This is a genomic window from Mangrovactinospora gilvigrisea, assembly GCF_001879105.1.
GTDB lineage: Bacteria > Actinomycetota > Actinomycetes > Streptomycetales > Streptomycetaceae > Mangrovactinospora > Mangrovactinospora gilvigrisea.
In genome coordinates, this window is record NZ_MLCF01000007.1 from 1 (window position 1) to 19,034 (window position 19,034).

General features: G+C 73.9%; 22 protein-coding genes. 4 read left to right on the plus strand and 18 right to left on the minus strand.

Features of this window, described 5'->3' with window-relative positions:
* The 5 genes from BIV57_RS02270 to BIV57_RS02290 form a co-directional block, all read right to left on the minus strand.
* A partial coding sequence (locus BIV57_RS02270; RefSeq protein WP_139275402.1) for a hypothetical protein occupies nucleotides 1-303 on the minus strand: 303 nt, incomplete at its 3' end.
* 134 nt (nucleotides 304-437) lie between these two features.
* Complete coding sequence (nusB, locus tag BIV57_RS02275) at nucleotides 438-848, minus strand: transcription antitermination factor NusB (protein ID WP_071654900.1); 411 nt, start codon at nucleotides 846-848, stop codon at nucleotides 438-440.
* Between the two features lie 2 nt (nucleotides 849-850).
* On the minus strand, nucleotides 851-1,417 hold the full coding sequence (gene efp / locus BIV57_RS02280) for an elongation factor P (RefSeq protein ID WP_071654901.1): 567 nt from the start codon (nucleotides 1,415-1,417) through the stop codon (nucleotides 851-853).
* A 53-nt stretch (nucleotides 1,418-1,470) separates the two neighbouring features.
* Nucleotides 1,471-2,520: a M24 family metallopeptidase gene (locus BIV57_RS02285; RefSeq protein ID WP_071654902.1), complete on the minus strand. Its 1,050-nt coding sequence runs from the start codon at nucleotides 2,518-2,520 to the stop codon at nucleotides 1,471-1,473.
* Between the two features lie 110 nt (nucleotides 2,521-2,630).
* A complete protein-coding gene (locus BIV57_RS02290; protein WP_071654903.1) occupies nucleotides 2,631-3,332 on the minus strand; it encodes an AAA family ATPase in 702 nt (233 codons plus the stop codon).
* A gap of 148 nt (nucleotides 3,333-3,480) precedes the next feature.
* Between BIV57_RS02290 and BIV57_RS02295 the strand changes: the two genes are divergently transcribed.
* The 3 genes from BIV57_RS02295 to BIV57_RS02305 all read left to right on the plus strand — a co-directional run bounded on the left by BIV57_RS02295 (nucleotide 3,481) and on the right by BIV57_RS02305 (nucleotide 5,081).
* Complete coding sequence (locus tag BIV57_RS02295; protein ID WP_071654904.1) at nucleotides 3,481-4,038, plus strand: LOG family protein; 558 nt, start codon at nucleotides 3,481-3,483, stop codon at nucleotides 4,036-4,038.
* Entirely contained in the window at nucleotides 4,035-4,481 is a 447-nt protein-coding gene (locus tag BIV57_RS02300; RefSeq protein WP_079169944.1) for an NUDIX hydrolase, read from the plus strand. The genes BIV57_RS02295 and BIV57_RS02300 overlap by 4 nt, the downstream gene beginning before the upstream one ends.
* 111 nt (nucleotides 4,482-4,592) lie before the next feature.
* A complete protein-coding gene (locus BIV57_RS02305; RefSeq protein ID WP_071654905.1) occupies nucleotides 4,593-5,081 on the plus strand; it encodes an SRPBCC family protein in 489 nt (162 codons plus the stop codon).
* A 33-nt stretch (nucleotides 5,082-5,114) separates the two neighbouring features.
* On the opposite strand, the gene BIV57_RS26315 is transcribed toward BIV57_RS02305, so the two are convergent.
* The 13 genes from BIV57_RS26315 to rpsD form a co-directional block, all read right to left on the minus strand.
* Nucleotides 5,115-7,043, minus strand: coding sequence for an N-acetylmuramoyl-L-alanine amidase (locus BIV57_RS26315; RefSeq protein ID WP_071654906.1), 1,929 nt, complete (start codon nucleotides 7,041-7,043; stop codon nucleotides 5,115-5,117).
* A gap of 170 nt (nucleotides 7,044-7,213) precedes the next feature.
* A complete protein-coding gene (gene aroB, locus BIV57_RS02315) occupies nucleotides 7,214-8,320 on the minus strand; it encodes a 3-dehydroquinate synthase (RefSeq protein WP_071654907.1) in 1,107 nt (368 codons plus the stop codon).
* On the minus strand, nucleotides 8,317-8,838 hold the full coding sequence (locus tag BIV57_RS02320; RefSeq protein WP_071654908.1) for a shikimate kinase: 522 nt from the start codon (nucleotides 8,836-8,838) through the stop codon (nucleotides 8,317-8,319). The genes aroB and BIV57_RS02320 overlap by 4 nt, the downstream gene beginning before the upstream one ends.
* Nucleotides 8,838-10,031, minus strand: a complete 1,194-nt coding sequence (gene aroC / locus BIV57_RS02325) for a chorismate synthase (protein WP_071654909.1) — start codon at nucleotides 10,029-10,031, stop codon at nucleotides 8,838-8,840. The genes BIV57_RS02320 and aroC overlap by 1 nt, the downstream gene beginning before the upstream one ends.
* 126 nt (nucleotides 10,032-10,157) lie before the next feature.
* Complete coding sequence (locus BIV57_RS02330) at nucleotides 10,158-11,003, minus strand: shikimate dehydrogenase (RefSeq protein ID WP_071654960.1); 846 nt, start codon at nucleotides 11,001-11,003, stop codon at nucleotides 10,158-10,160.
* 2 nt (nucleotides 11,004-11,005) lie between these two features.
* Entirely contained in the window at nucleotides 11,006-12,112 is a 1,107-nt protein-coding gene (mltG, locus tag BIV57_RS02335; protein WP_139275404.1) for an endolytic transglycosylase MltG, read from the minus strand.
* 129 nt (nucleotides 12,113-12,241) lie between these two features.
* A complete protein-coding gene (gene ruvX / locus BIV57_RS02340; protein ID WP_071654911.1) occupies nucleotides 12,242-12,727 on the minus strand; it encodes a Holliday junction resolvase RuvX in 486 nt (161 codons plus the stop codon).
* A 4-nt stretch (nucleotides 12,728-12,731) separates the two neighbouring features.
* Nucleotides 12,732-15,407 (minus strand): alanine--tRNA ligase, encoded by a 2,676-nt coding sequence (gene alaS, locus BIV57_RS02345; RefSeq protein WP_071654912.1) that lies wholly within the window; start codon nucleotides 15,405-15,407, stop codon nucleotides 12,732-12,734.
* Nucleotides 15,407-15,766, minus strand: coding sequence for a DUF6167 family protein (locus BIV57_RS02350; protein ID WP_071654913.1), 360 nt, complete (start codon nucleotides 15,764-15,766; stop codon nucleotides 15,407-15,409). The genes alaS and BIV57_RS02350 overlap by 1 nt, the downstream gene beginning before the upstream one ends.
* A 25-nt stretch (nucleotides 15,767-15,791) precedes the next feature.
* Nucleotides 15,792-16,202 (minus strand): DUF948 domain-containing protein, encoded by a 411-nt coding sequence (locus tag BIV57_RS02355; RefSeq protein WP_071654914.1) that lies wholly within the window; start codon nucleotides 16,200-16,202, stop codon nucleotides 15,792-15,794.
* Between the two features lie 4 nt (nucleotides 16,203-16,206).
* The gene (locus tag BIV57_RS23825; RefSeq protein WP_071654915.1) at nucleotides 16,207-16,578 is read right to left on the minus strand and encodes a hypothetical protein; all 372 of its coding nucleotides are present in this window, start codon (nucleotides 16,576-16,578) and stop codon (nucleotides 16,207-16,209) included.
* Nucleotides 16,579-16,635: 57 nt separating this feature from the next.
* Complete coding sequence (locus BIV57_RS02365; RefSeq protein ID WP_071654916.1) at nucleotides 16,636-17,628, minus strand: MBL fold metallo-hydrolase; 993 nt, start codon at nucleotides 17,626-17,628, stop codon at nucleotides 16,636-16,638.
* Nucleotides 17,629-17,676: 48 nt separating this feature from the next.
* Nucleotides 17,677-18,288 (minus strand): 30S ribosomal protein S4, encoded by a 612-nt coding sequence (gene rpsD / locus BIV57_RS02370; protein WP_071654917.1) that lies wholly within the window; start codon nucleotides 18,286-18,288, stop codon nucleotides 17,677-17,679.
* 89 nt (nucleotides 18,289-18,377) lie between these two features.
* Here rpsD and BIV57_RS02375 point away from each other — a divergent pair, with 89 nt between their 5' ends.
* Nucleotides 18,378-19,031 carry a DUF2470 domain-containing protein gene (locus BIV57_RS02375; protein WP_071654918.1) on the plus strand — a complete coding sequence of 218 codons (654 nt, stop codon included), beginning with the start codon at nucleotides 18,378-18,380 and terminating at the stop codon, nucleotides 19,029-19,031.
* Nucleotides 19,032-19,034: the final 3 nt, after the last annotated feature.

Below are 19,034 nucleotides of genomic sequence, written 5' to 3' on the forward strand. Positions count from 1 at the left end.
GAGCAGCGGGACGGGCCCGGGGCCGCGACCGGCCGCCGAGCGCAGCGCGTGGAGCATGGCGAGGTCCTCGTCGACGACCGCGGCGGGGACGTCCGCGCGCCCGATCCGCTCGTCGACGGTGCGCGCCCAGCAGCGCAGCACCTCGCCCTGGGCGGCCCGGGGCAGCACCAGTGGATCGTAGGAGCGGAGGCGGTCCAGCAGCGGGGCCGCGGCGTCGAGATCGGCGGACCCGTCGGAGTCGAGCCTGCGGTCGATCTCGGCAACGAGATCCACCGCGGCGCGCGCGAGGTCGCTGGACGTCATGACGCCTCCTCAAACTGGACATAATGCAACATATCTGACGCCAGTGTGAGGGGATGATCCGATGAACGGGTGGCGGACACGCCGAACGCCCCGCCGGGCAACCCGGCGGGGCGTACAGGTCAGGTGCGGAGCGGCTACCTCAGCAGCGTCGGCTTGAGCGACTGCAGCTTGCCGAGCAGGCCGTTGACGAACCGCGGCGACTCGTCCGTGGAGAACTCCTTGACGAGCTCCACGGCCTCGTCCAGCACCACCGCGTCCGGGACGTCGTCCTCCCAGAGCAGCTCGTAGGTGCCCAGCCGCAGCACATTGCGGTCGACGCCGGGCATCCGGTCGAGGGTCCAGCCGGTGGAGTAGGTGGCCAGCAGCTCGTCGATGCGGGGCGCGTGCTTGGCCGCGCCCTCCACCAGCTGCATGGTGTACTCGCCCACCGGCGGATCGCCGCGGCGCACCCAGTCCGCGAGGACGACCTGCGCGTTCTCACCGCGCTGGTCGGCCTCGAAGAGGATCTGGAAGGCGCGCTTGCGGGCCTTGTTCCGAGCGGCCACGATCAGCCGTTCACTCGGCCGAGGTACTCACCGCTGCGGGTGTCGACCTTGATCTTCTCGCCGGAGGTGATGAAGAGCGGGACCTGGATCTCGTAGCCGGTCTCCAGCTTGGCCGGCTTGCTGCCGCCGGTGGAGCGGTCGCCCTGGACGCCGGGCTCGGTGTACTCGATCACCAGCTCGACGGAGGCCGGCAGCTCGACGTAGAGCGGGTTGTTCTCGTGGATGGCCACCACGGCCTCCTGCCCCTCGAGCAGGTAGTTCGCGGAGTCGCCGACGGTGGTGGGGTTGATCGGCAGCTGCTCGTACGTCTCGGTGTCCATGAAGACGAAGTCGGCGCCGTCCTTGTACGAGAACTGCATCCCGCGCTTGTCGACGGTCGCGGTCTCCACCTTGACGCCGGCGTTGAAGGTCTTGTCGACGACCTTCCCCGAGAGCACGTTCTTCAGCTTGGTCCGCACGAAGGCGCCGCCCTTGCCGGGCTTGACGTGCTGGAACTCGACGACGGTCCAGAGCTGGTTGCCGTCGAGCTTGAGCACGAGGCCGTTCTTGAGGTCGTTCGTGGTCGCCACGGTCGCTGAGTCTCCCGGAATGCGCGGTTATGGGGACCGCGGAGTGCGCGCGTTCAGAGCGCGAGCAGCTCCTTGGTCGTGATGGTCAGTAGCTCCGGCCCGCCGTCCGCCTCGGGGCGGACCACGAGCGTGTCCTCGAGCCGGACTCCGCCGCGCCCAGGGAGGCGGGCTCCCAGGCCGACGGTCACCGGCACACGAGCGTCCAGTTTACCCATGCTCGCGGGGTCGATCCGCGGCTCCTCCCCCATCTGCAGCCCGATCCCCCCGCCCAGCGTCTCCGCGCCGTCCCGCTCGTACCCCTCGGGGCCCTCCGGGAAGGCCCCGGCCGCGGCCGCCACCTCGGTGACCGCGGCGCCGGGGCGGAGCGCCTCGCGGACCGCCCGCTGGGCGGCGAAGACCCTGCCGTGCAGCTCGATCTGCCAGGGCGCGGGGACCGCGCCGACGGCGAAGGTGCGGGCCGTGCTGGAGCGGTAGCCGGCGTGCACGGCGCCGAGCGCGACCGTGAGGAAGTCGCCCTCGGCGACGCGGCGTTCGCCGGGACGGTGCCGGGGCAGGCCGGAGTTGGGGCCGGTGCCGACCGAGACGGGGAAGGCGGTGGCCTCCGCGCCGTGGTCGATCATGCGGCGCTCCAGCTCCAGGGCGAGATGGCGCTCGGTGCGGCCGACGATGATCGACTCCAGGAGCTCGCCGAGGGCGCTGTCGGCGATCTCGGCGGCGGTGCGCAGGGCGGCGAGCTCGCCGTCGTCCTTGACCAGGCGCAGCTGCTCGACGGCGCGGTCCAGGTCGACCAGGCGGCGGCCGGGCAGCGCGGCGGCGAGGGCGCGGTGCCGCTCCACGGTGAGGACGTGCTCCTCGACGGCCACCACGGCGGCGCCGTCGGGGAGTTGGCCGGCGGCGCGGGGCAGCGAGTCCAGCACGGTGGCGGCGGAGTCGTCGCCGGTGAGCAGCAGGGCGGCGCCGGGGGCGGCCGGGGCGCCGGAGAGGTAGCGGACGGCGGTGGGGTCGGTGACCAGCGCGGCGTCCGCGCCGAGGGCGGCGAGGCGGGCGCGGAGGCGGTCGCAGCGCTCGGGGGCGGCGCTGCGCACCCCCGCCTTTTCGGACATATCAGACACGACGGACATGCTGCGAGGGTAGGCCGCGCCGCCGGGCCGAGCCGGACACGCCGCGCCGGGCCGCCGCCCCGCTTCGGCCGTCCGCCTTCAGCCGGCCCGCTTCAGCCGCCGGGCGTCAGCGCCTGGGCGATGACCTGGTCGAGCAGGTGCGCGGTGGTCGGCACATCCAGGCCGGAGTTGTCGATGATGGGCAGGCCGGAGCCGTACCAGCCCGCCATCCGGGCGTGGATCTGCGCCACCTGCTCGTCCGGCAGCCGCCGGTTCCCGCTGCGCCGCGCGTTGCGGGCCAGCACCACGTCCAGCCCCGGCAGCAGCACCACCGGCACCAGCGCCGGGCCGACGTGCCGCTTCCAGCCGCCGAGCCCGACCGCGGGCTGATCGGGGAAGACCGCGTCGTCGATGATGCAGGAGATGCCGTTGGCCAGGAAGTGCCGCGCGGAGAACCCGCAGGTGCGGCGGGCCAGCCGGTACTGCGCCTCGGAGTGCTCGTTCCAGCCCGACTGCGGGTCGGCGAATCCGGCCCGCACCCACTCGCGGACGTCGTCGAGGCTGATGTGCGCGGTCTGGGTGGCCTGCCGGTCTGCCCAGAAGCGCGCCACCGTGGTCTTGCCGGCCCCGGCCGGGCCGATCAGCAGCACCGCGATGGGCGCGGTGGAGGGCGGCACGCTGCGGCGGGCCGGCCGCGGCGCGGGCACGTACGGCGCGGGGGCGCCCGGCCCGGACGGCGGCGGGGCCGGGGCCGGGGCCGGGGGCGCCGCCGGACGCGGTGGCTGCAGGACGAACTCCTCGTCCGCACGGTCCATCTCGCGGTACTCCCCTTCGCCACCCGTTCGATCGAAGTGAACCGTACCCGGTACCGGGCCCCTGCGGCGGCATCGGGTGTCGGCACAATGGACGGGGCCGACCGGCGGACCGCCGGCCGGCGCGTCGCACGAATGTGGAGGTGCAGCGGTGCGTGTCGCCGTGTTCACGGGCTCGTCGTTCGGTTCGTCCCCGGCGTTCGCCCGGGCCGCCGAGGAGCTGGGCCGGGGTCTGGCCGAGGCCGGAATGGGGATCGTCTACGGCGGCGGGCACGTCGGCCTGATGGGCGCGGTCGCGGATGCCGCGCTGGCGGCGGGCGGCGAGGTGAGCGGCGTCATCCCGCGCGCGCTCGCCGAGCGGGAGCTGCAGCACGAGGGCCTGACGAGGCTGCGGATCGTGGAGACGATGCACGAGCGGAAGGCCGCGATGGCCGCCGAGGCGGACGCCTTCGTGGCGCTGCCGGGCGGCGCCGGCACCCTGGAGGAGCTCTTCGAGGCGTGGACCTGGCAGCACCTGGGCTACCACGCCAAGCCGGTGGTGCTCTACGACGTCGACGGGTTCTGGCAGCCGCTGCGGGCGATGGTCTCCGGGATGGTCGAGAGCGGTTTCATCCGGGCGGAGTTCCGCGACACCCTGCCGACGGCCGGCTCCGTCGCGGAGCTGCTGGGGCTGCTGAAGGACTGGCGGGCGCCGGGCGGCAAGTGGTGACGGCGGCGAACGGCCCGACCGAGCCCGTCGGCAGGGCGAACGGGCAGGTCAGGACCGCGAACTGGCTGTGCGTCAGGGACGGCCGGCTGCTCCATGTGCGCACCCGCGGGCGGGACGCGTTCTATCTGCCCGGCGGCAAGATCGACCCGGGCGAGAGCGCGGAGCTGGCGGTGCGCCGGGAGATCCGCGAGGAGCTGGGGCTGGAGCTGGACCCGGGCTCGCTGCGGCGGCTGCTGGTGCTCACCGCGCCCGCGCACGGCCGTCCGGGGACCGAGGTGCACATGACGCTCTTCGCCGGCGAGCCGGCGGCCGGCTCGGACGAGCCGCGGCCGCAGCGCGAGATCGAGGAGCTGTGCTGGGTCGATCCGGCGGACCCGCCGGAGTGCGCGCCCGCCTCACGACGCGTGCTGGCCGGGCTGGCCGCCGGCGAGCTACCGCTCTGAGCTGGGGCGACGCAAGTTATCCACAGGTTGCGCGGCGGCCCTCTGGCATCTGGCCGGAACCGGCCTACTCTCTGAAGTGCCCGCAGAGTGCGGGCCCGAAGGGGGTTGGGCATGGCCGGGGAGCACGACCGCAAGCAGGACGGGCAGCAGGGCGGGCAGCGGGCCGACTGCGAGGCGTCGGTGGAGATCGACGCCCCGGCGGCGACGGTCTGGCGGGTGCTGACGCAGGTGGAGCACGCCCCGGAGTGGACGCCGTCGATGCGCAGCGTCCGCCGCGAGGACGCCGACGCGCCGCTGGCGGTGGGCAGTTCGGCGCGGGTCAAGCAGCCGCGGCTGCCGGCGGCGGTGTGGCGGGTGACGGAGCTCGACGAGGGCCACGCGTTCACCTGGGAGAGCCGCGCCGGCGGGGTGGTGACGGTGGCGGGCCACGAGATCTCCGCGAAGGAGCCGGCGGGCCCCGTGGTGGTCCGGCTGACGATCCGCCAGTCCGGGCCGCTCGCCGGGGCCGCGCGGTTGTTCTACGGGCCGATGATCCAGCGCTACATAACCGCGGAGGCGGCCGGCCTCAAGGCCCGCTGCGAGGCGGACACGCCCCGCTAGGGGCGCGTCCGCCGAGAGGCCGGCCCGCTCGGATCAGGGCGCGAAGCGGACGTCGACGTCCGACGCCAGCACGTAGGCGACCCGGTGGCCGAGCTGGATCTGCAGGTACTTCGTCGTGCCGACGACGTCGGTGCGGTCGCCGGGCGCGGTGCCGTCGATGGTGACGGAGCGGTAGTAGTCCGTCGGCACCGCCCCGCCCAGCGCATAGCGCTGGCCCGCCTTGACGGTGTACTGCGAGTACGCGGAGACCGCCTGCACCGGGATGTCAGACGGGTACGCCGACGCCTCGGGGTAGGCCCGGCCGTAGACGGGGATGGAGGCGAGGCCCGCCTTCGGGGTGATGTAGGCGCCGCGCGCCGGGCGGATCACCGGGGCGCCGGCCGGGTTCTTGAACCACACCTCGGAGCCGTCCCACCAGATGGCCGTCCAGTCGCCCTGCCGTGCCGCGACGGCGAAGACCTGGCCGCTGCTGGCCTTGTCGCCCCAGTCGTTGGCGCACTGGGTGCCGGTGCCGGAGCTGTGCAGCCCGGGGTCGGCGAAGAGCGGCGCGGTGTCGCTGGGGGCGGTGTACAGCGGGACGAAGCTGGAGGCCTGGGCCGGCTGCGGGGCGTTGCCGTTCTCGCAGTCCAGCGTCACCTGGAGGTTGCGGGCGAAGTCCGGGTTGATGGTGACGAGCGGGCCGTTGGCGGGGCCGTGCGAGGGCAGCGGCGCGCCGGCGAGCTTCATGAAGTGCGCCCAGTCCCAGTACGGTCCCGGGTCCCAGTGCATGCCGGCCACGGAGGAGGAGGTGGGCCCGGGGACGTTGTCGTGGCCGATGATGTGCTGGCGGTCCAGCGGCACGCGGTACTTGGCGGCCAGGTAGTGCACCAGCCGGGAGGTGGAGCGGTACATCTCCTCGGTGAACCAGGAGGCGCCCTGGACGGCGTAGCCCTCCTGCTCGATGCCGACGGAGTGCATGTTGGTGTACCAGTTGCCGGCCTGCCAGGCGACGTCCTTGGTGGGCACCATCTGCGTCACCAGGCCGTCGCCGGAGCGGACGACGTAGTGCGCGGAGACGTAGGAGGCCGGGTTGGTGAAGGTGCCGAGGGTGTTGTCGTAGCTCTCCTCGGTGTCGTGCAGGACGATCTGGGTGACCTTCATGCCGTGCGGCCGGTCGGCGATGTCGTAGTCGCCGTAGGAGGTCGGGTCGGTGGGGTCGTTGAGGGCGTAGGCGGCCGGGACGTAGTTGCAGTCCAGGTTGGCCGGGCACTCGGGCTTGAGGGTGCTGGTGGCCGGGCCGGCGAGGCCCAGGGCGCTCAGGCCGGCGGTGTCCGCCTTCGCGGCGGGCTGGGCGCCGAGGGCGACGCTGCCGCCGTTCGGGAGGGTGTTGGCGGCGCCGCTGCGCAGCACGTTCCAGGCGTCGTCGGCGAAGGCCTTGGCGCCGGCGGTGGTGGCGGAGCCGGAGTACTTGGCGACGGCCGGGTACCAGGCGGCGAGCGTCGTCGGCAGGCTGCCGTGGCCGAGGGCGCGGGCGTAGGAGGCGAGCAGGGCCGCGCCGCCGTCGATGTTGCTGTCCGGGTCGGTGCGCAGCCGGGTGGCGGAGGCTCCGGTGAGGCGGGCGGCCGCGGCCAGGGTGTGGGTGCCCGGGGCGTCGGCCTTGGCGCCCGGCACCTGGGTGAGGCCCAGCGGGCCGTAGGCGCCGGATGTGCTCGGCTTGCCGCCGTGGTCGACCCAGCGGGACTCCAGGTAGCCGACGGCCAGCAGCACGCTCTCGGGCACGTGGTGGCGGGCGGCCGCCGCGGCGTAGGCGGCCTGGGTCCCGCCGGACGCGCGGGCGGACGCGCCGGCGGCGGCCGGTGCGCTGCCCGACGCGGACGCGGTGCCGGGGGCGAGGAGCGCCGCCGCGAGACCGCCGCAGGCCAGGACGGCTGCGGCGGCGGTGCGGCGTGCTGTGCTGCGGCGAGACGTGGGGAAGCTCGGCATGGGCGCCTCTGTGGTTGTGTTGAGTTGTCGAGTCGTCAGCCGCCCCCCTCGGGAGGGGAGTTGACCGGCGTGACGGTGGCACCACAGACGTTCGCCCTCACCACAGGCGCATGTCAATCACCCATGCGACCCATGATTGGTCCAGACCACTGATGTCGAGGCGGCGGGTGCTACTCCGCGACCTCGCCGTAGGCGGCGAAGAGCATCGCCTGGTCCGGCCCCTCCAGCACGGTGGGCTTCGCCAGGCCGTCCAGGACGATGAAGCGCAGCAGGTCGCCGCGGGTCTTCTTGTCGACCTTCATCGTCTCCAGCAGTCGCGGCCACTGGTCGCCGCGGTACGTCAGCGGCAGGCCCACCGAGGCGAGCACCGCGCGGTGCCGGTCGGCCGTCGCGTCGTCCAGGCGGCCGGCGAGGCGCCCCAGTTCGGCGGCGAAGACCATGCCGACGCTGACCGCCGCGCCGTGCCGCCACTGGAAGCGCTCGTTCTTCTCGATCGCATGGCCCAGCGTGTGCCCGTAGTTGAGGATCTCCCGGCGGCCGGCCTCCTTGAGGTCGCCCGACACCACGTCGGCCTTCACCCGGATCGCGCGCTCCACCAGCTCCGCGGTGTGCGGCCCGTCCGGCGTGCGGGCGGCCTCCGGGTCCTCCTCGATCAGCTCCAGGATCCGCGGGTCGGCGATGAACCCGGCCTTGATGATCTCGGCGAGGCCGGCGACGTAGTCGTGGCGGGGCAGCGCCGCCAGCGCGTCCAGGTCGCACAGCACCCCGGCCGGCGGGTGGAAGGCGCCGACCAGGTTCTTGCCCTCCTCGGTGTTGATGCCGGTCTTGCCGCCCACCGCGGCGTCCACCATGCCCAGCAGCGTGGTGGAGACGGCCACCCAGCGCACCCCGCGCAGCCAGGTGGCGGCGACGAAGCCGGCCACGTCGGTGGCCGTGCCGCCGCCCAGGCCGACGATCACGTCGGAGCGGGTGAAGCCGGACTGCCCCAGCGCCCGCCAGCAGTACTGCGCGACGGCCGCGGTCTTGGCCTCCTCCGCGTTGGGCAACTGCACGAGGATGGCCTCGTAGCCCTGCTCGGCGAGGTCGTCGCGCACCTGGTCGCCGCTGGCCGCCAGCGCCTCGGGCACCAGCACGGCCACCCGGCGGGCGGCCGTGCCGATCATCCCCGGCAGCTCGCCCAGCAGCCCGCGGCCCACCAGCACGTCGTAGGCCTCGGTGCCGTCCGTCGCCCCGACGGTGATGCGCACGGGCTCGGCCGCGGTCCGGTCGTTCGTCATGCCTCTTCCAGCTCCAGCTCGTTGGCGATCTCGTCGGCGATGTCCTCGGGCGCGCGGTCGTCGGTGAGCACCACCACGCGCGCCACCGCGGTGTAGACGGGGCGGCGCTCCTCCATCAGCTGCCGCCAGCGCTGCCGCGGATTGCCCAGCAGCAGCGGGCGCGGCGCGTCCAGGCCCACCCGCTTGACGGCCGCCTGGACGCCCACGTCCAGGAAGACCACCGGACGGCCGGCGAGCCGCTCGACCGTGCCGGGGTGGGTGAGCGAACCGCCGCCCAGCGCCAGCACCCCGTCGTGCTCCTCCAGCGCGCGCACCACGGCGGCGTGCTCCAGCTCGCGGAAGGCCGGCTCACCGTCCTCCACGAAGATGTCGGAGATCTCGCGGCCCGCCGCCGCCACGATGTCGGCGTCGGTGTCGCGATGGGAGACGCCCAGCCGGGCGGCGAGCGCCTCCCCGACCGTGGTCTTGCCCGCCCCCGGCGGGCCGACCAGCACCACCAGCGGCCCCGAAGTCCCCATCAGAAGGCCCCCTTGATCTCCATGTTGTCCAGGTAGCCCTCGACGTTGCGGCGGGTCTCCAGCACATTGTCGCCGGCGAACTTCTCCGCTACCGCGTCGGCCAGCACCAGCGCCACCATCGCCTCGGCGACGATCCCGGCGGCCGGCACCGCGCAGACGTCCGAGCGCTGGTGGTGCGCGGCGGCGGCCTCGCCGGTGGAGACGTCCACCGTGGCCAGCGCCCGCGGCACGGTGGCGATCGGCTTCATCGCGGCCCGCACCCGCAGCAGTTCGCCGGTGGACAGCCCGCCCTCGGTGCCGCCGGAGCGGCCCGAGCGGCGGCGGATGCCGTCCGCGGTCGGCTCGATCTCGTCGTGCGCCTGCGAGCCGGGGACGCGGGCCAGGTCGAAGCCGTCGCCCAGCTCCACGCCCTTGATCGCCTGAATGCCCATCAGGGCGGCGGCGAGGCGGGCGTCCAGCTTGCGGTCCCAGTGGACGTGCGAGCCGAGGCCGACGGGGACGCCGTAGGCGAGCACCTCGACGACGCCGCCGAGGGTGTCGCCGTCCTTGTGGGCCTGGTCGATCTCGGCGACCATCGCGGCGCTCGCCGCCTCGTCGAGGCAGCGCACCGGGTCGGCGTCGAGCCGCTCGACGTCCGCCGGCTTGGGCAGCACCCCGGCCGGGGCCTTGGCGGCGCCCAGCTCCACCACATGGGAGACGATCTCGATCCCGGCGGTCTCGGCGAGGTAGGAGCGGGCGACGGCGCCGAGCGCGACGCGGGCCGCGGTCTCCCGGGCGGAGGCGCGCTCCAGGATGGGGCGGGCCTCGTCGAAGCCGTACTTCTGCATCCCGGCGAGGTCGGCGTGGCCGGGGCGGGGCCGGGTCAGCGGGGCGTTGCGGGCCAGGCCGGCGAGGATCTCGGGGTCGACCGGGTCGGCCGACATCACCTGCTCCCACTTGGGCCACTCGGTGTTGCCCACCATGATCGCGACCGGGGAGCCGAGGGTGCGGCCGTGGCGGACGCCGCCGAGGAAGGTGACCTCGTCGCGCTCGAACTTCATCCGGGCGCCGCGGCCGTAGCCGAGGCGGCGGCGGGCGAGGGCGTCGGCGACCAGGTCGGTGGTGACGGGTACTCCCGCGGGGAGGCCCTCCAGGGTGGCGACGAGGGCTTGGCCGTGGGATTCGCCTGCGGTGAGCCAGCGCAGCCTGCTCAAGTGGGGCTCCTTGACTATGGGGTCGGGCTCTGGTGCTGGCCCCGATCATCCCACGGTCCCGTGGGTCGCCGTTGCCGCCCCTCGTTCGCAGGGCGTCCCTCTACGCCCCGGCACCCCGCCCGGACGCTACGCGTCCGAAAGCGCCGCCTCGCCGGCGGCGCGCATCGCGGCGAGCGGCGCGGGGGCGCGGCCGGTGAAGGCCTCGACCTGGAGGACCGCCTGGTGGACCAGGAGGTCCAGGCCGGAGACGACCGCGCCGCCGGCCGCCGACCAGGAGGCGGCGAGCGCCGTCGGCCACGGGTCGTAGAGCACGTCGAACAACACGCCGGGGGCCCGGGGCACCTCGCGCGCCAGTGCGTCCGTGGTGCCGGCCGGCGTGGTGGCCACCACCAGCTCGGCGCGCAGCCCCCGCACCGCCTCCGCCCACGGCGCGGTGCGCACCGCCAGGCCCAGCCGCTCGCCCCAGCCGCGCATCTCCGCGGCCCGGGCGTCGCTGCGCACATACGCCGTCACCTCGGCACCCGGCGCGCAGACCCGCGCCAGCGCCGCAACCGCGGAGGAGGCGGTGGCACCCGCGCCGAGCACCGCCGCGGTGGCCGGGGCGGCGACGCCGCGCTCCCGCAGCGCCGCGACCATCCCCGGGATGTCGGTGTTGTCGCCGAGCCGGCGCCCATCCGCCGCCAGCACCAGGGTGTTGACGGCCTCCACCGAGCGGGCCGTCTCCGACACCTCGTCCAGCAGCGGGATGACGGCCCGCTTCAGCGGCATGGTCAGCGACAGCCCGGCCCACTCGGCGGCGTCCAGCTTCTCGACGAAGCCGGGCAGCGCCGCCTCGTCCACCTCGAAGCGGTCGTAGCGCCAGCCCGGCAGCCCGAGTGCGGCGTACGCGGCCAGGTGCAGCTGCGGGGAGAGGGAGTGGGCGATCGGCGAACCGAGCACCGCCGCCCGGTGCGGTCCCTGCGGCGCGCTCACGGTCACTGTCCTCCGTGCGTCTTCTGGTACTGGTTGAACTCCGCCACGTTCTTCTGGTGCTGGGCGAAGCTGGCGGTGAAGCGGGTGTCGCCGGGCTTGACGGTGACGAAGTACAGCCAGTCCCCCGGGGTCGGGTTGACCGCCGCCTCCATCGCCTGGTGGCCCGGGTTGCCGATCGGGCCCGGCGGCAGGCCGGTGTGCAGATAGGTGTTGTACGGCGACTGGGTGCGCTGGTCGGCCGAGGTGGTGGTGAGCGTCGAGCGGTTCAGGGCGTAGTTGATGGTGGAGTCGAACTCCAGCTTCATGCCCTTGCCGATCCGGTTGTCGATCACCCGGGCCACCTTGCCGTAGTCCGCGTCCTGCTGCGCCTCGGCCTGCACCAGGCTGCCGATGATGATCATCTGATAGGGCGACAGGTTGAGCCTGGCGGCGGCCTGGTCGATGCCGTCCTGCTGGTACTCCGACTCGGCCTGCTGCACCATCTGCTTCAGCAGCGCGGCGGGCGTGGTGTTCTGCCCGACGGTGTAGCGGGTGGGCCACAGGAAGCCCTCGGGGTTGTGCTTGGCGTACGCCGGCAGCCCGATGTCCTGCGTCGTGGCGGCCTTCTCGGTGGTGCCCGGCTTCGCCTTCAGCTTCTCGTCGATCAGCTGGTAGACCTTCGACGCCCGCGTGCCCTCGGGGATGGTGAGCGCGTTGATGTTCTTGGGGTCGGTGAGCACCGAGAAGGCGGAGACGCCCGACATGTGCCGGTGCAGCGGGTAGGTGCCCGGCTGGATGGTGGCGGCCTTCGACGGCTGCTTCTTCGCCGCGTCCAGGAAGGCGCCCGCGCTCTTGACGACCGCGTCCTTGTAGAGGATGTCGGCGATCTGGGCGGTGCCCGCGCCGTCCGGGATCTCCACGGTGACGCTGCCGCTGCCGTCGCCGACGTAGTCCGGGGCGGCGCCGAACTTCTCCTGGTAGAAGCGGTACCCGTACCAACCGCCCACGGCGACCACCGCCACCAGCACCAGCAGCGCGACGAACAGGGCGCATCCGGACCGCCTGCGGCGCTTCTTGCGCCGCCGGTGGCTGTTGCGCTCGGCGCGCCTGCCCCGTGGCTCATGGTCCATCAGGCCGAGCTCAGTCATTCGTATCCCGTTCGCCGTCTGCACGTCAGGAATCCGGCCCGGCGGCCACAGCGGCCGCACAGACGGGCATTCGGACGTGGAGGTTACCGTACCCAGGAGTTCGGTCCTGAGTCACCGTTCGGGATCGACCGGCAGGCCAGGCGGCCTCCCCGAGCTCCGTTCGATTTCCAGCGCGGTCTGCAGGATGACGGTGGCGGCGGCCTGGTCGACCACCTTGCGGCCCTGCTTGGCGCGCACGCCGGAGGCCTGCAGCCCCCGGGTGGCGGTCACCGTGGACATCCGCTCGTCCACCAGCCGCACCGGGACGGGCGCGACCATGGCGGCGAGGCGGCGGGCGTAGGCGCGGGCCTTGGCGGCCGCGGCGCCCTCGCGGCCGTTGAGGCCGCGGGGCAGGCCGACGACGACCTCCACGGCCTCCCGCTCGGCCACCAGGGCCGCCAGCCGCTCCTTGTCGCGCTTGCCGGCCGGCAGCGTCTCGACGGGGGTGGCGAGGATCCCGTGCGGGTCGCTGGCGGCGACGCCGACGCGGACCTCGCCCACGTCGACGCCGATCCGCACGCCGCGGCGGAACCCGCCCTCGTCAGGGGTTTCCGACATGATGTCAGCCCGCGGTGCCGACCTCGCGGGCGACGGCGGCCAGCGCCTCGTCGACCGCGCCGGGGTTGGAGCCGCCGCCCTGGGCGACGTCCGGCTTGCCGCCGCCACCTCCGCCGAGCGCCTTGGCGGCGGTGCGCACCAGGTCGCCGGCCTTCAGGCCGCGCTCCCGGGCCTGCTCGTTGGTGGCGGCGACCACCAGCGGGCGGTCGTTGGTGACGGTGGCGCAGACCACGACCGCGGGGCGGCCGGAGAGCCGCTCGCGCACGTCGAGGACCAGCTTGCGCAGGTCGTCGGCGGTGGTGCCGTCCGGGACGCGGGCGGCGACCAGGGCGGTGCCGCCGATGTCCCGGGCCTCCTCGGCGAGGCCGGCGGCGGCGCGCAGCACCTGCTCGCCGCGGAACCGCTCGATGTCCTTCTCGGCCTCGCGCAGCCGGGCGACCATCCCGGAGACCTTCTCCGGCAGCTCGTCCGGGGTGCCCTTGAGCATCGCGGTGAGCTGCGAGACCAGGGTGTGCTCGCGGGCCAGGAAGCGGTAGGCGTCGACGCCCACCAGCGCCTCGACGCGGCGCACCCCGGCGCCGATCGAGGACTCGCCGAGGATCTTCACCAGGCCCAGCTGGGCGGTGTTGTGGACGTGGGTGCCGCCGCACAGCTCCTTGGAGTAGTCGCCGATGGTGACGACCCGCACCCGGTCGCCGTACTTGTCGCCGAAGTTGGCGATGGCGCCGGTGGCCCGGGCCTCGTCGATGCCCATCACCTCGACCTGGACGTCGAGTTCGCGGGCGAGCACCTCGTTGATCTTCTGCTCGACGTCGGTGAGGACGGTGCCGGGCACCGCCGTCGGGGAGCCGAAGTCGAAGCGGTAGCGGCCCGGCGCGTTCTCGGAGCCGGCCTGGGCGGCCGTCGGGCCGAGCGCGTCGCGCAGCGCCTGGTGGGTGAGGTGGGTGGCGGAGTGCGCGCGGGCGATGCCGCGGCGCCGGTCCTCGTCGATCTCGGCCCACACGCTCGCGCCGACGACGGCCTCGCCGACCAGCATCCGGCCCTTGTGGACGATGACGCCGGGGACGGGCGTCTGCACGTCGTCGACCTGGACGACGGCGCCGCCGTCGACCTTGATGCGGCCGTGGTCGGGCAGCTGGCCGCCGCCCTCGGCGTAGAAGGGGGTGCGGTCGAGGACGACCTCGACGTCGTCGCCCTCGCGGGCGGCGGGCGCCGGGGTGCCGTCCACCAGCAGGCCGAGGATGGTGGCCTCGCCGGTGCGGTGGCTGTAGCCGGTGAACTCGGTGGTGCCGGCCTTGTCGGCGACCTCGCGGTAGGCGGAGAGGTCGGCGTGGCCGAGCTTCTTGGCCCTGGCGTCGGCCTTGGCGCGGTCGCGCTGCTCCTTCATCAGGCGGCGGAAGCCGTCCTCGTCGACGGAGACGCCCTGCTCGGCGGCCATCTCCAGGGTGAGGTCGATGGGGAAGCCGTAGGTGTCGTGCAGCTGGAAGGCCTTGTCGCCGGCGAGGGTCGCGCTGCCGGGGGCCGCCGCGGACAGGGCCTCGGAGACCGCACTGTCGAGGATGGTGGTGCCGGTGCGCAGCGTCTGGAGGAAGGAGGCCTCCTCGGCGGTGGCGACCTTGTCGATCCGCTCGGCGTCCCGGTGCAGCTCGGGGTACTGCGGGCCCATCGCCTCGACGGTGGTCTTCACCAGCTCGTGGACGGTGGCGCCGGCGGCGCCCAGCAGCCGCATGTTGCGGATGGCACGCCGCAGCATCCGGCGCAGCACATAGCCGCGGCCCTCGTTGCCGGGGGTGACGCCGTCGGAGATGAGCATGACGGCGGTGCGGATGTGGTCGGCGACCACGCGCAGCGAGACGTCCGACTCGTGGTGCTCGCCGTAGCGGTGGCCGGTGAGCTCGGCGGCGCGGCCGAGGATCATCCGGGTGGTGTCGATCTCGTAGATGTTGTCGACGCCCTGCAGCAGCGCGGCGAGGCGCTCCAGGCCGAGGCCGGTGTCGATGTTCTTGCTGGGCAGCTCGCCGAGGATCGGGAAGTCGCCCTTCTTGTCGCCGGCGCCGCGCTCGAACTGCATGAAGACGAGGTTCCAGACCTCGAGGTAGCGCTCGCCGTTGACGGCGGGGCCGCCCTCCTCGCCGTACGCCGGGCCCCGGTCGTAGTTGATCTCGGAGCAGGGGCCGCAGGGGCCGGGGACGCCCATCGACCAGTAGTTGTCCTCCATGCCGAGGCGCTGGATGCGCTCCGCGGGGACGCCGACCTTCTCGCGCCAGATCTGCTCGGCCTCGTCGTCGTCCTGGTAGACGGTGATCCAGAGCTTCTCCGGCTCCAGCCCGAAGCCGCCCTCCTCCACCGGGGAGGTGAGCAGCTCCCAGGCGAGCGGGATCGCGGTCTCCTTGAAGTAGTCGCCGAAGGAGAAGTTGCCGCACATCTGGAAGAAGGAGCCGTGCCGGGTGGTCTTGCCGACCTCCTCGATGTCGAGGGTGCGCACGCACTTCTGGACCGACGTCAGCCGGTTGTGCGGCGGGGTGGCCTCGCCGAGGAAGTAGGGCTTGAACGGCACCATGCCGGCCGGCACGAGCAGCAGCGTCGGGTCCTCCGCGACGAGGGAGGCGGAGGGGACGACGGTGTGCCCGCGCTCCTCGAAGAAGCGCAGAAAGCGGCGGCGGATCTCTGCCGACTCCATCAGTGGTCGTCCTTCCGGTGCTGGTTCGTGCTGCGGCGTCCCCGGGCCAGGCGGCGCAGGGGGGACGCTCCATCTTCGTCCATGGGGCGGCCGGATCCGAAACCGGGCCGCGGTTGGGGCTGCTGTTCGGGGAGCGCGATCGGCTCGGGCTCGCGGCCCAGGCGGCGGTTGAGCTCCGCCTCGCGCTCGGCGGCGCCCTCGCGCACATCGTCGGCGAAGCCGCGGGCGCGGTCGGCGACCCGGCCGGCGATCGACTCGGGGGTGAGCGCCTGCCGAGCCTCGTTGATCTTCTCGTGGGTCTTGTGGACCGCCCAGCCGCCGAGGCCGGCGCCGACGGTCAGCCAGAAGAGCCTGCGCATGGGATCTGCGGTTCTCTTTTCGCCATCAGCCGCGGGAGCGGCGGGGGTTGGGGGGCTGCTGCTGCGGCTTCCGCCCTCCGCCGAAGGCCTTGCGCACGCCGTGGCCGAGGGCGGCGGCCTTCACCAGCGGCCCGGCGACGGTGGAGTTGACGGTCGCCGAGAGGGCCGAGGCGCTGCTGGTGACCTGCTGCACCTCGGCCGCGATCCGGTGCATGTCGGAGGTGACGGCGTCGACGCGGCCGAGCTGGCGGCGGGCGTCCTCGAGGTCGTCGGCGGCCTGGTCGAGCAGCGGCACGGCGCGCTCGGCGATGCCGGTGAGCTGACGGCGGGCGTCCTTGAGCAGCCGGGTGAGCCGGACCAGCACCACCGCGGTGGCGGCGACGAGGACCACCCACAGGGCGGCTGCGGCCACCCCGGCGGCCTCTGCAGCGGACAAGGCGTCAGTCTCCTTCGGCGCGGCGGGGTCGGATGTCCGGGCCCGACCCTATCGGAATCGACGGATAACCGAGGACGCCGCGCGGATTGCGGGCATTGCCGGTGAGCTCGCGCACCGCGTCGACGAGCAGCGCCAGCGCGTCGGAGAGCTCCTGGAGCTCCTCGTCGGGCGCCCCCTCGGCCGCGAGGTCGCGCAGCGCCCGCTTGCCCTGGGCCAGGTCGTCGGCCGCTGCGGCGAGGCGCTGCGCGGGCACCGGGTGCCCGCTGGCGCGCGCGACGCCCGCGGCGGCGAGGACCGCGTCCTCGTCCACCGCGGGCCACGGCGCATCGGCCCGCGCCAGCACGGGCCCGAGTTCCGACGGCAGCTCCACGGGCATGCGGCTCACTGTAGGCCCGGGGTCTGACAACCCGTCGGGCGCCGCCGGCAGCGCGGATCAGCGGTGCTCGGCGGGACGCAGCGCGGCGGCGAACGCGGTCATCCGCGCGAACTCCTCCAGCAGGACGGGGTGCGGGCTGCCGTCCAGGTGCCGGTACTCCGCGCCGAGGGTGACCACCAGCCGCTCGGGCAGACCCAGCTCGGGGTTCCGGCCCTCGTCCAGGACGCGCCGCGCGGCCTCGGCGACGGGCACACCCGCGGCGTGCAGCCGGGCGGCGCTCCCCCGCAGGTGCTCCAGGTAGCGGAGGTGGGCGCGGACGTCCTCGCGTCCGAGTACCGGCCCGTGCCCGGGGACGACCGTCTCGGCCCCGGTGGCGAGGATCCGCTCGCCGCCCGCGATGACGTTGGCAAGGGGGCCGGCCCAGTGCACGGGATGGTCGCCGGGCCGCTCCGCGGTGGAGCCGAAGATCAGGTCCCCGGCGAAGACGGTGCTCAGCTCCGGCAGATGGACGATCAGGTCGCCGACCGTGTGGGCGGGCGGCATGGCGGTCGCCAGCACGGTGACCGCGCCGACGCGCAGCTCCAGCTCGCCGTCGATCAGCAGCGCGGGGGCGGTGGGACGGATGCCGTCCCAGTCGAAGTCGCCGAAGTGGGCCAGCAGATAGGCGCCGGTGGCGGTCTCCGGATCGGCGGTGGCCTGCAGTGCGTGCAGGGCCTGCGGATCGGGCTCCAGCCGGAGGTGGTCGCGGGCGCTGCGGGTCGCGATCACCTCGGCGTCGGGGACGGCCGAGGTGCCCCAGTAGTGGTCCCCGTTGGGATGGGTGACCAGGACCCGGTCGATGCGCTCGGGCGCGCCCCGCTCGGCCAGGAGGGCGAGCGACTGCTCGCGGAAGGCGCGGGCGAGGACCGCGTCGTAGGGGGCGTCGATCCACACGGCGGAGCCCGCCGAGGCGATGAGGCCGCAGTTCGCGAGGCCCCAGCCGCGCTGCGGCGGGCTCCATACGTGGAGATCGGCGGATAAGGACTGCAACCGCGGGATGGCTGTCGGCATGGCGGGATTATTCCAACGCCGTTGCCCCCGCGTGGCCCTGACGGCCGATCAGCGGGAGTAGTGCTCCACCACCAGCTGCTCGTCGCAGACGATGGGGACCTCGCTGCGGTTGGGCTCGCGGTCGAGGCGGGCGGCGAGGGCCGGGAGGTTGACCTCCAGGTACTTCGGGGCGCCGGTCTCCACCGCGTAGCCGCCCTCGCGGGCGACGAGGAACGGGCCCTTGGCGCGGCTGCGCTCGCGCACGGAGATCACGTCGCCGGCCTTGAGGACGGCGGACGGGATGTCGGTCTTGCGGCCGTTCACCTCGATGTGGCCGTGCGCGACCATCTGCCGGGCCTGGTAGATGGTGCGGGCGAAGCCGGCACGCAGCACGAGCGCGTCGAGGCGCCGCTCCAGGCGGGAGACGAGCGCGTCACCGGTCTTGCCGGAGTCCTTGCGGGCCGCGTCGAAGGCGCGCCGCATCTGCTTCTCGTTGACGTTGTACTGGGCGCGCAGCCGCTGCTTCTCCAGCAGCCGGACCTTGTAGTCGCTGGTCTGCTTGCGGCCGCGGCCGTGCTCGCCCGGGGGGTAGGGGCGCTTCTCGAAGTACTTGACGGACTTCGGGGTCAGGGGGATTCCGAGGGCCCGCGCGATGCGGACCTTGGGTCGTGCACTGTTCACGACGGGGTACTGCTCCTTGCATGGGAGTGATGGTGGAAGCCGCGGTCGAGAGCAAGTAAGGTAAGGCTAACTTTAGCCGAGGAGGGCGCATGGACGGAAACCGGCCGTCGGCGGCGCAGCGGGTCCGCACCCTGATCGAGGCGAACGCCTCCGCGGTGCTGGACATTCCCGGCATCGACCCCGATCCCCTGGCCCGAGCAGCCCGGATACAGGGCGTCGGACCCGGCGGTGAGCTGCTGCTGGAGGCGGGCCTGCGGGTCACCGAGGAGGTCACCGCCGTGCTGGAGATCACAGACGTCGCCCCCGTCGCGGTGCCGCACCGGGTGCGGGGACGGGCCTGGATCACCGGGTGGCTGACGCCCGCCGACGAGGACGGCGTGCTCCGGCTGGAGACGGCCGGCGCCACGGTGGACGACCTGTGGGGCACCGGCCACGCCGAGCCGGAGGAGCTGGCCGCGGCGTCGCCGGATCCGCTGGCCGCGCAGGAGGCGGGGATCCTGCAGCACCTCGCGGCCTCGCACGCCGAGCAGCTGCGGGCGCTGGACGCGCTGCTGCCGCAGGAGGAGCGGGGCTCGGGGGCGCGTCCGGTCCCGGTCGCGCTGGACACCTCGGGGCTGCGGGTGCGCTATGTGTCGGACGGGGGGCGGGTGTTCGACGCCTGGTTCGAGTTCGACGGGGCGGTGCGGGGGCCCGCGGAACTCCGGGCCGCGATGTCCCGGCTGCTGCGGACGGCCCGGCTCTGAGCG

Excerpts from the sequence above, each read along its gene's own strand:
- BIV57_RS02290 (WP_071654903.1), bottom strand. The coding sequence starts at position 3,332 with ATGGACCGTGCGGACGAGGAGTTCGTCCTGCAGCCACCGCGTCCGGCG.
- BIV57_RS23825 (WP_071654915.1), bottom strand. The coding sequence starts at position 16,578 with ATGCCCGTGGAGCTGCCGTCGGAACTCGGGCCCGTGCTGGCGCGGGCC.
- alaS (WP_071654912.1), bottom strand. The coding sequence starts at position 15,407 with ATGGAGTCGGCAGAGATCCGCCGCCGCTTTCTGCGCTTCTTCGAGGAG.
- BIV57_RS02365 (WP_071654916.1), bottom strand. The coding sequence starts at position 17,628 with ATGCCGACAGCCATCCCGCGGTTGCAGTCCTTATCCGCCGATCTCCAC.
- BIV57_RS02375 (WP_071654918.1), top strand. The coding sequence starts at position 18,378 with ATGGACGGAAACCGGCCGTCGGCGGCGCAGCGGGTCCGCACCCTGATC.
- BIV57_RS02350 (WP_071654913.1), bottom strand. The coding sequence starts at position 15,766 with ATGCGCAGGCTCTTCTGGCTGACCGTCGGCGCCGGCCTCGGCGGCTGG.
- BIV57_RS02305 (WP_071654905.1), top strand. The coding sequence starts at position 4,593 with ATGGCCGGGGAGCACGACCGCAAGCAGGACGGGCAGCAGGGCGGGCAG.
- aroB (WP_071654907.1), bottom strand. The coding sequence starts at position 8,320 with ATGACGAACGACCGGACCGCGGCCGAGCCCGTGCGCATCACCGTCGGG.
- BIV57_RS02320 (WP_071654908.1), bottom strand. The coding sequence starts at position 8,838 with ATGGGGACTTCGGGGCCGCTGGTGGTGCTGGTCGGCCCGCCGGGGGCG.
- mltG (WP_139275404.1), bottom strand. The coding sequence starts at position 12,112 with ATGGACCATGAGCCACGGGGCAGGCGCGCCGAGCGCAACAGCCACCGG.
- BIV57_RS26315 (WP_071654906.1), bottom strand. The coding sequence starts at position 7,043 with ATGCCGAGCTTCCCCACGTCTCGCCGCAGCACAGCACGCCGCACCGCC.
- ruvX (WP_071654911.1), bottom strand. The coding sequence starts at position 12,727 with ATGTCGGAAACCCCTGACGAGGGCGGGTTCCGCCGCGGCGTGCGGATC.
- BIV57_RS02285 (WP_071654902.1), bottom strand. The coding sequence starts at position 2,520 with ATGTCCGAAAAGGCGGGGGTGCGCAGCGCCGCCCCCGAGCGCTGCGAC.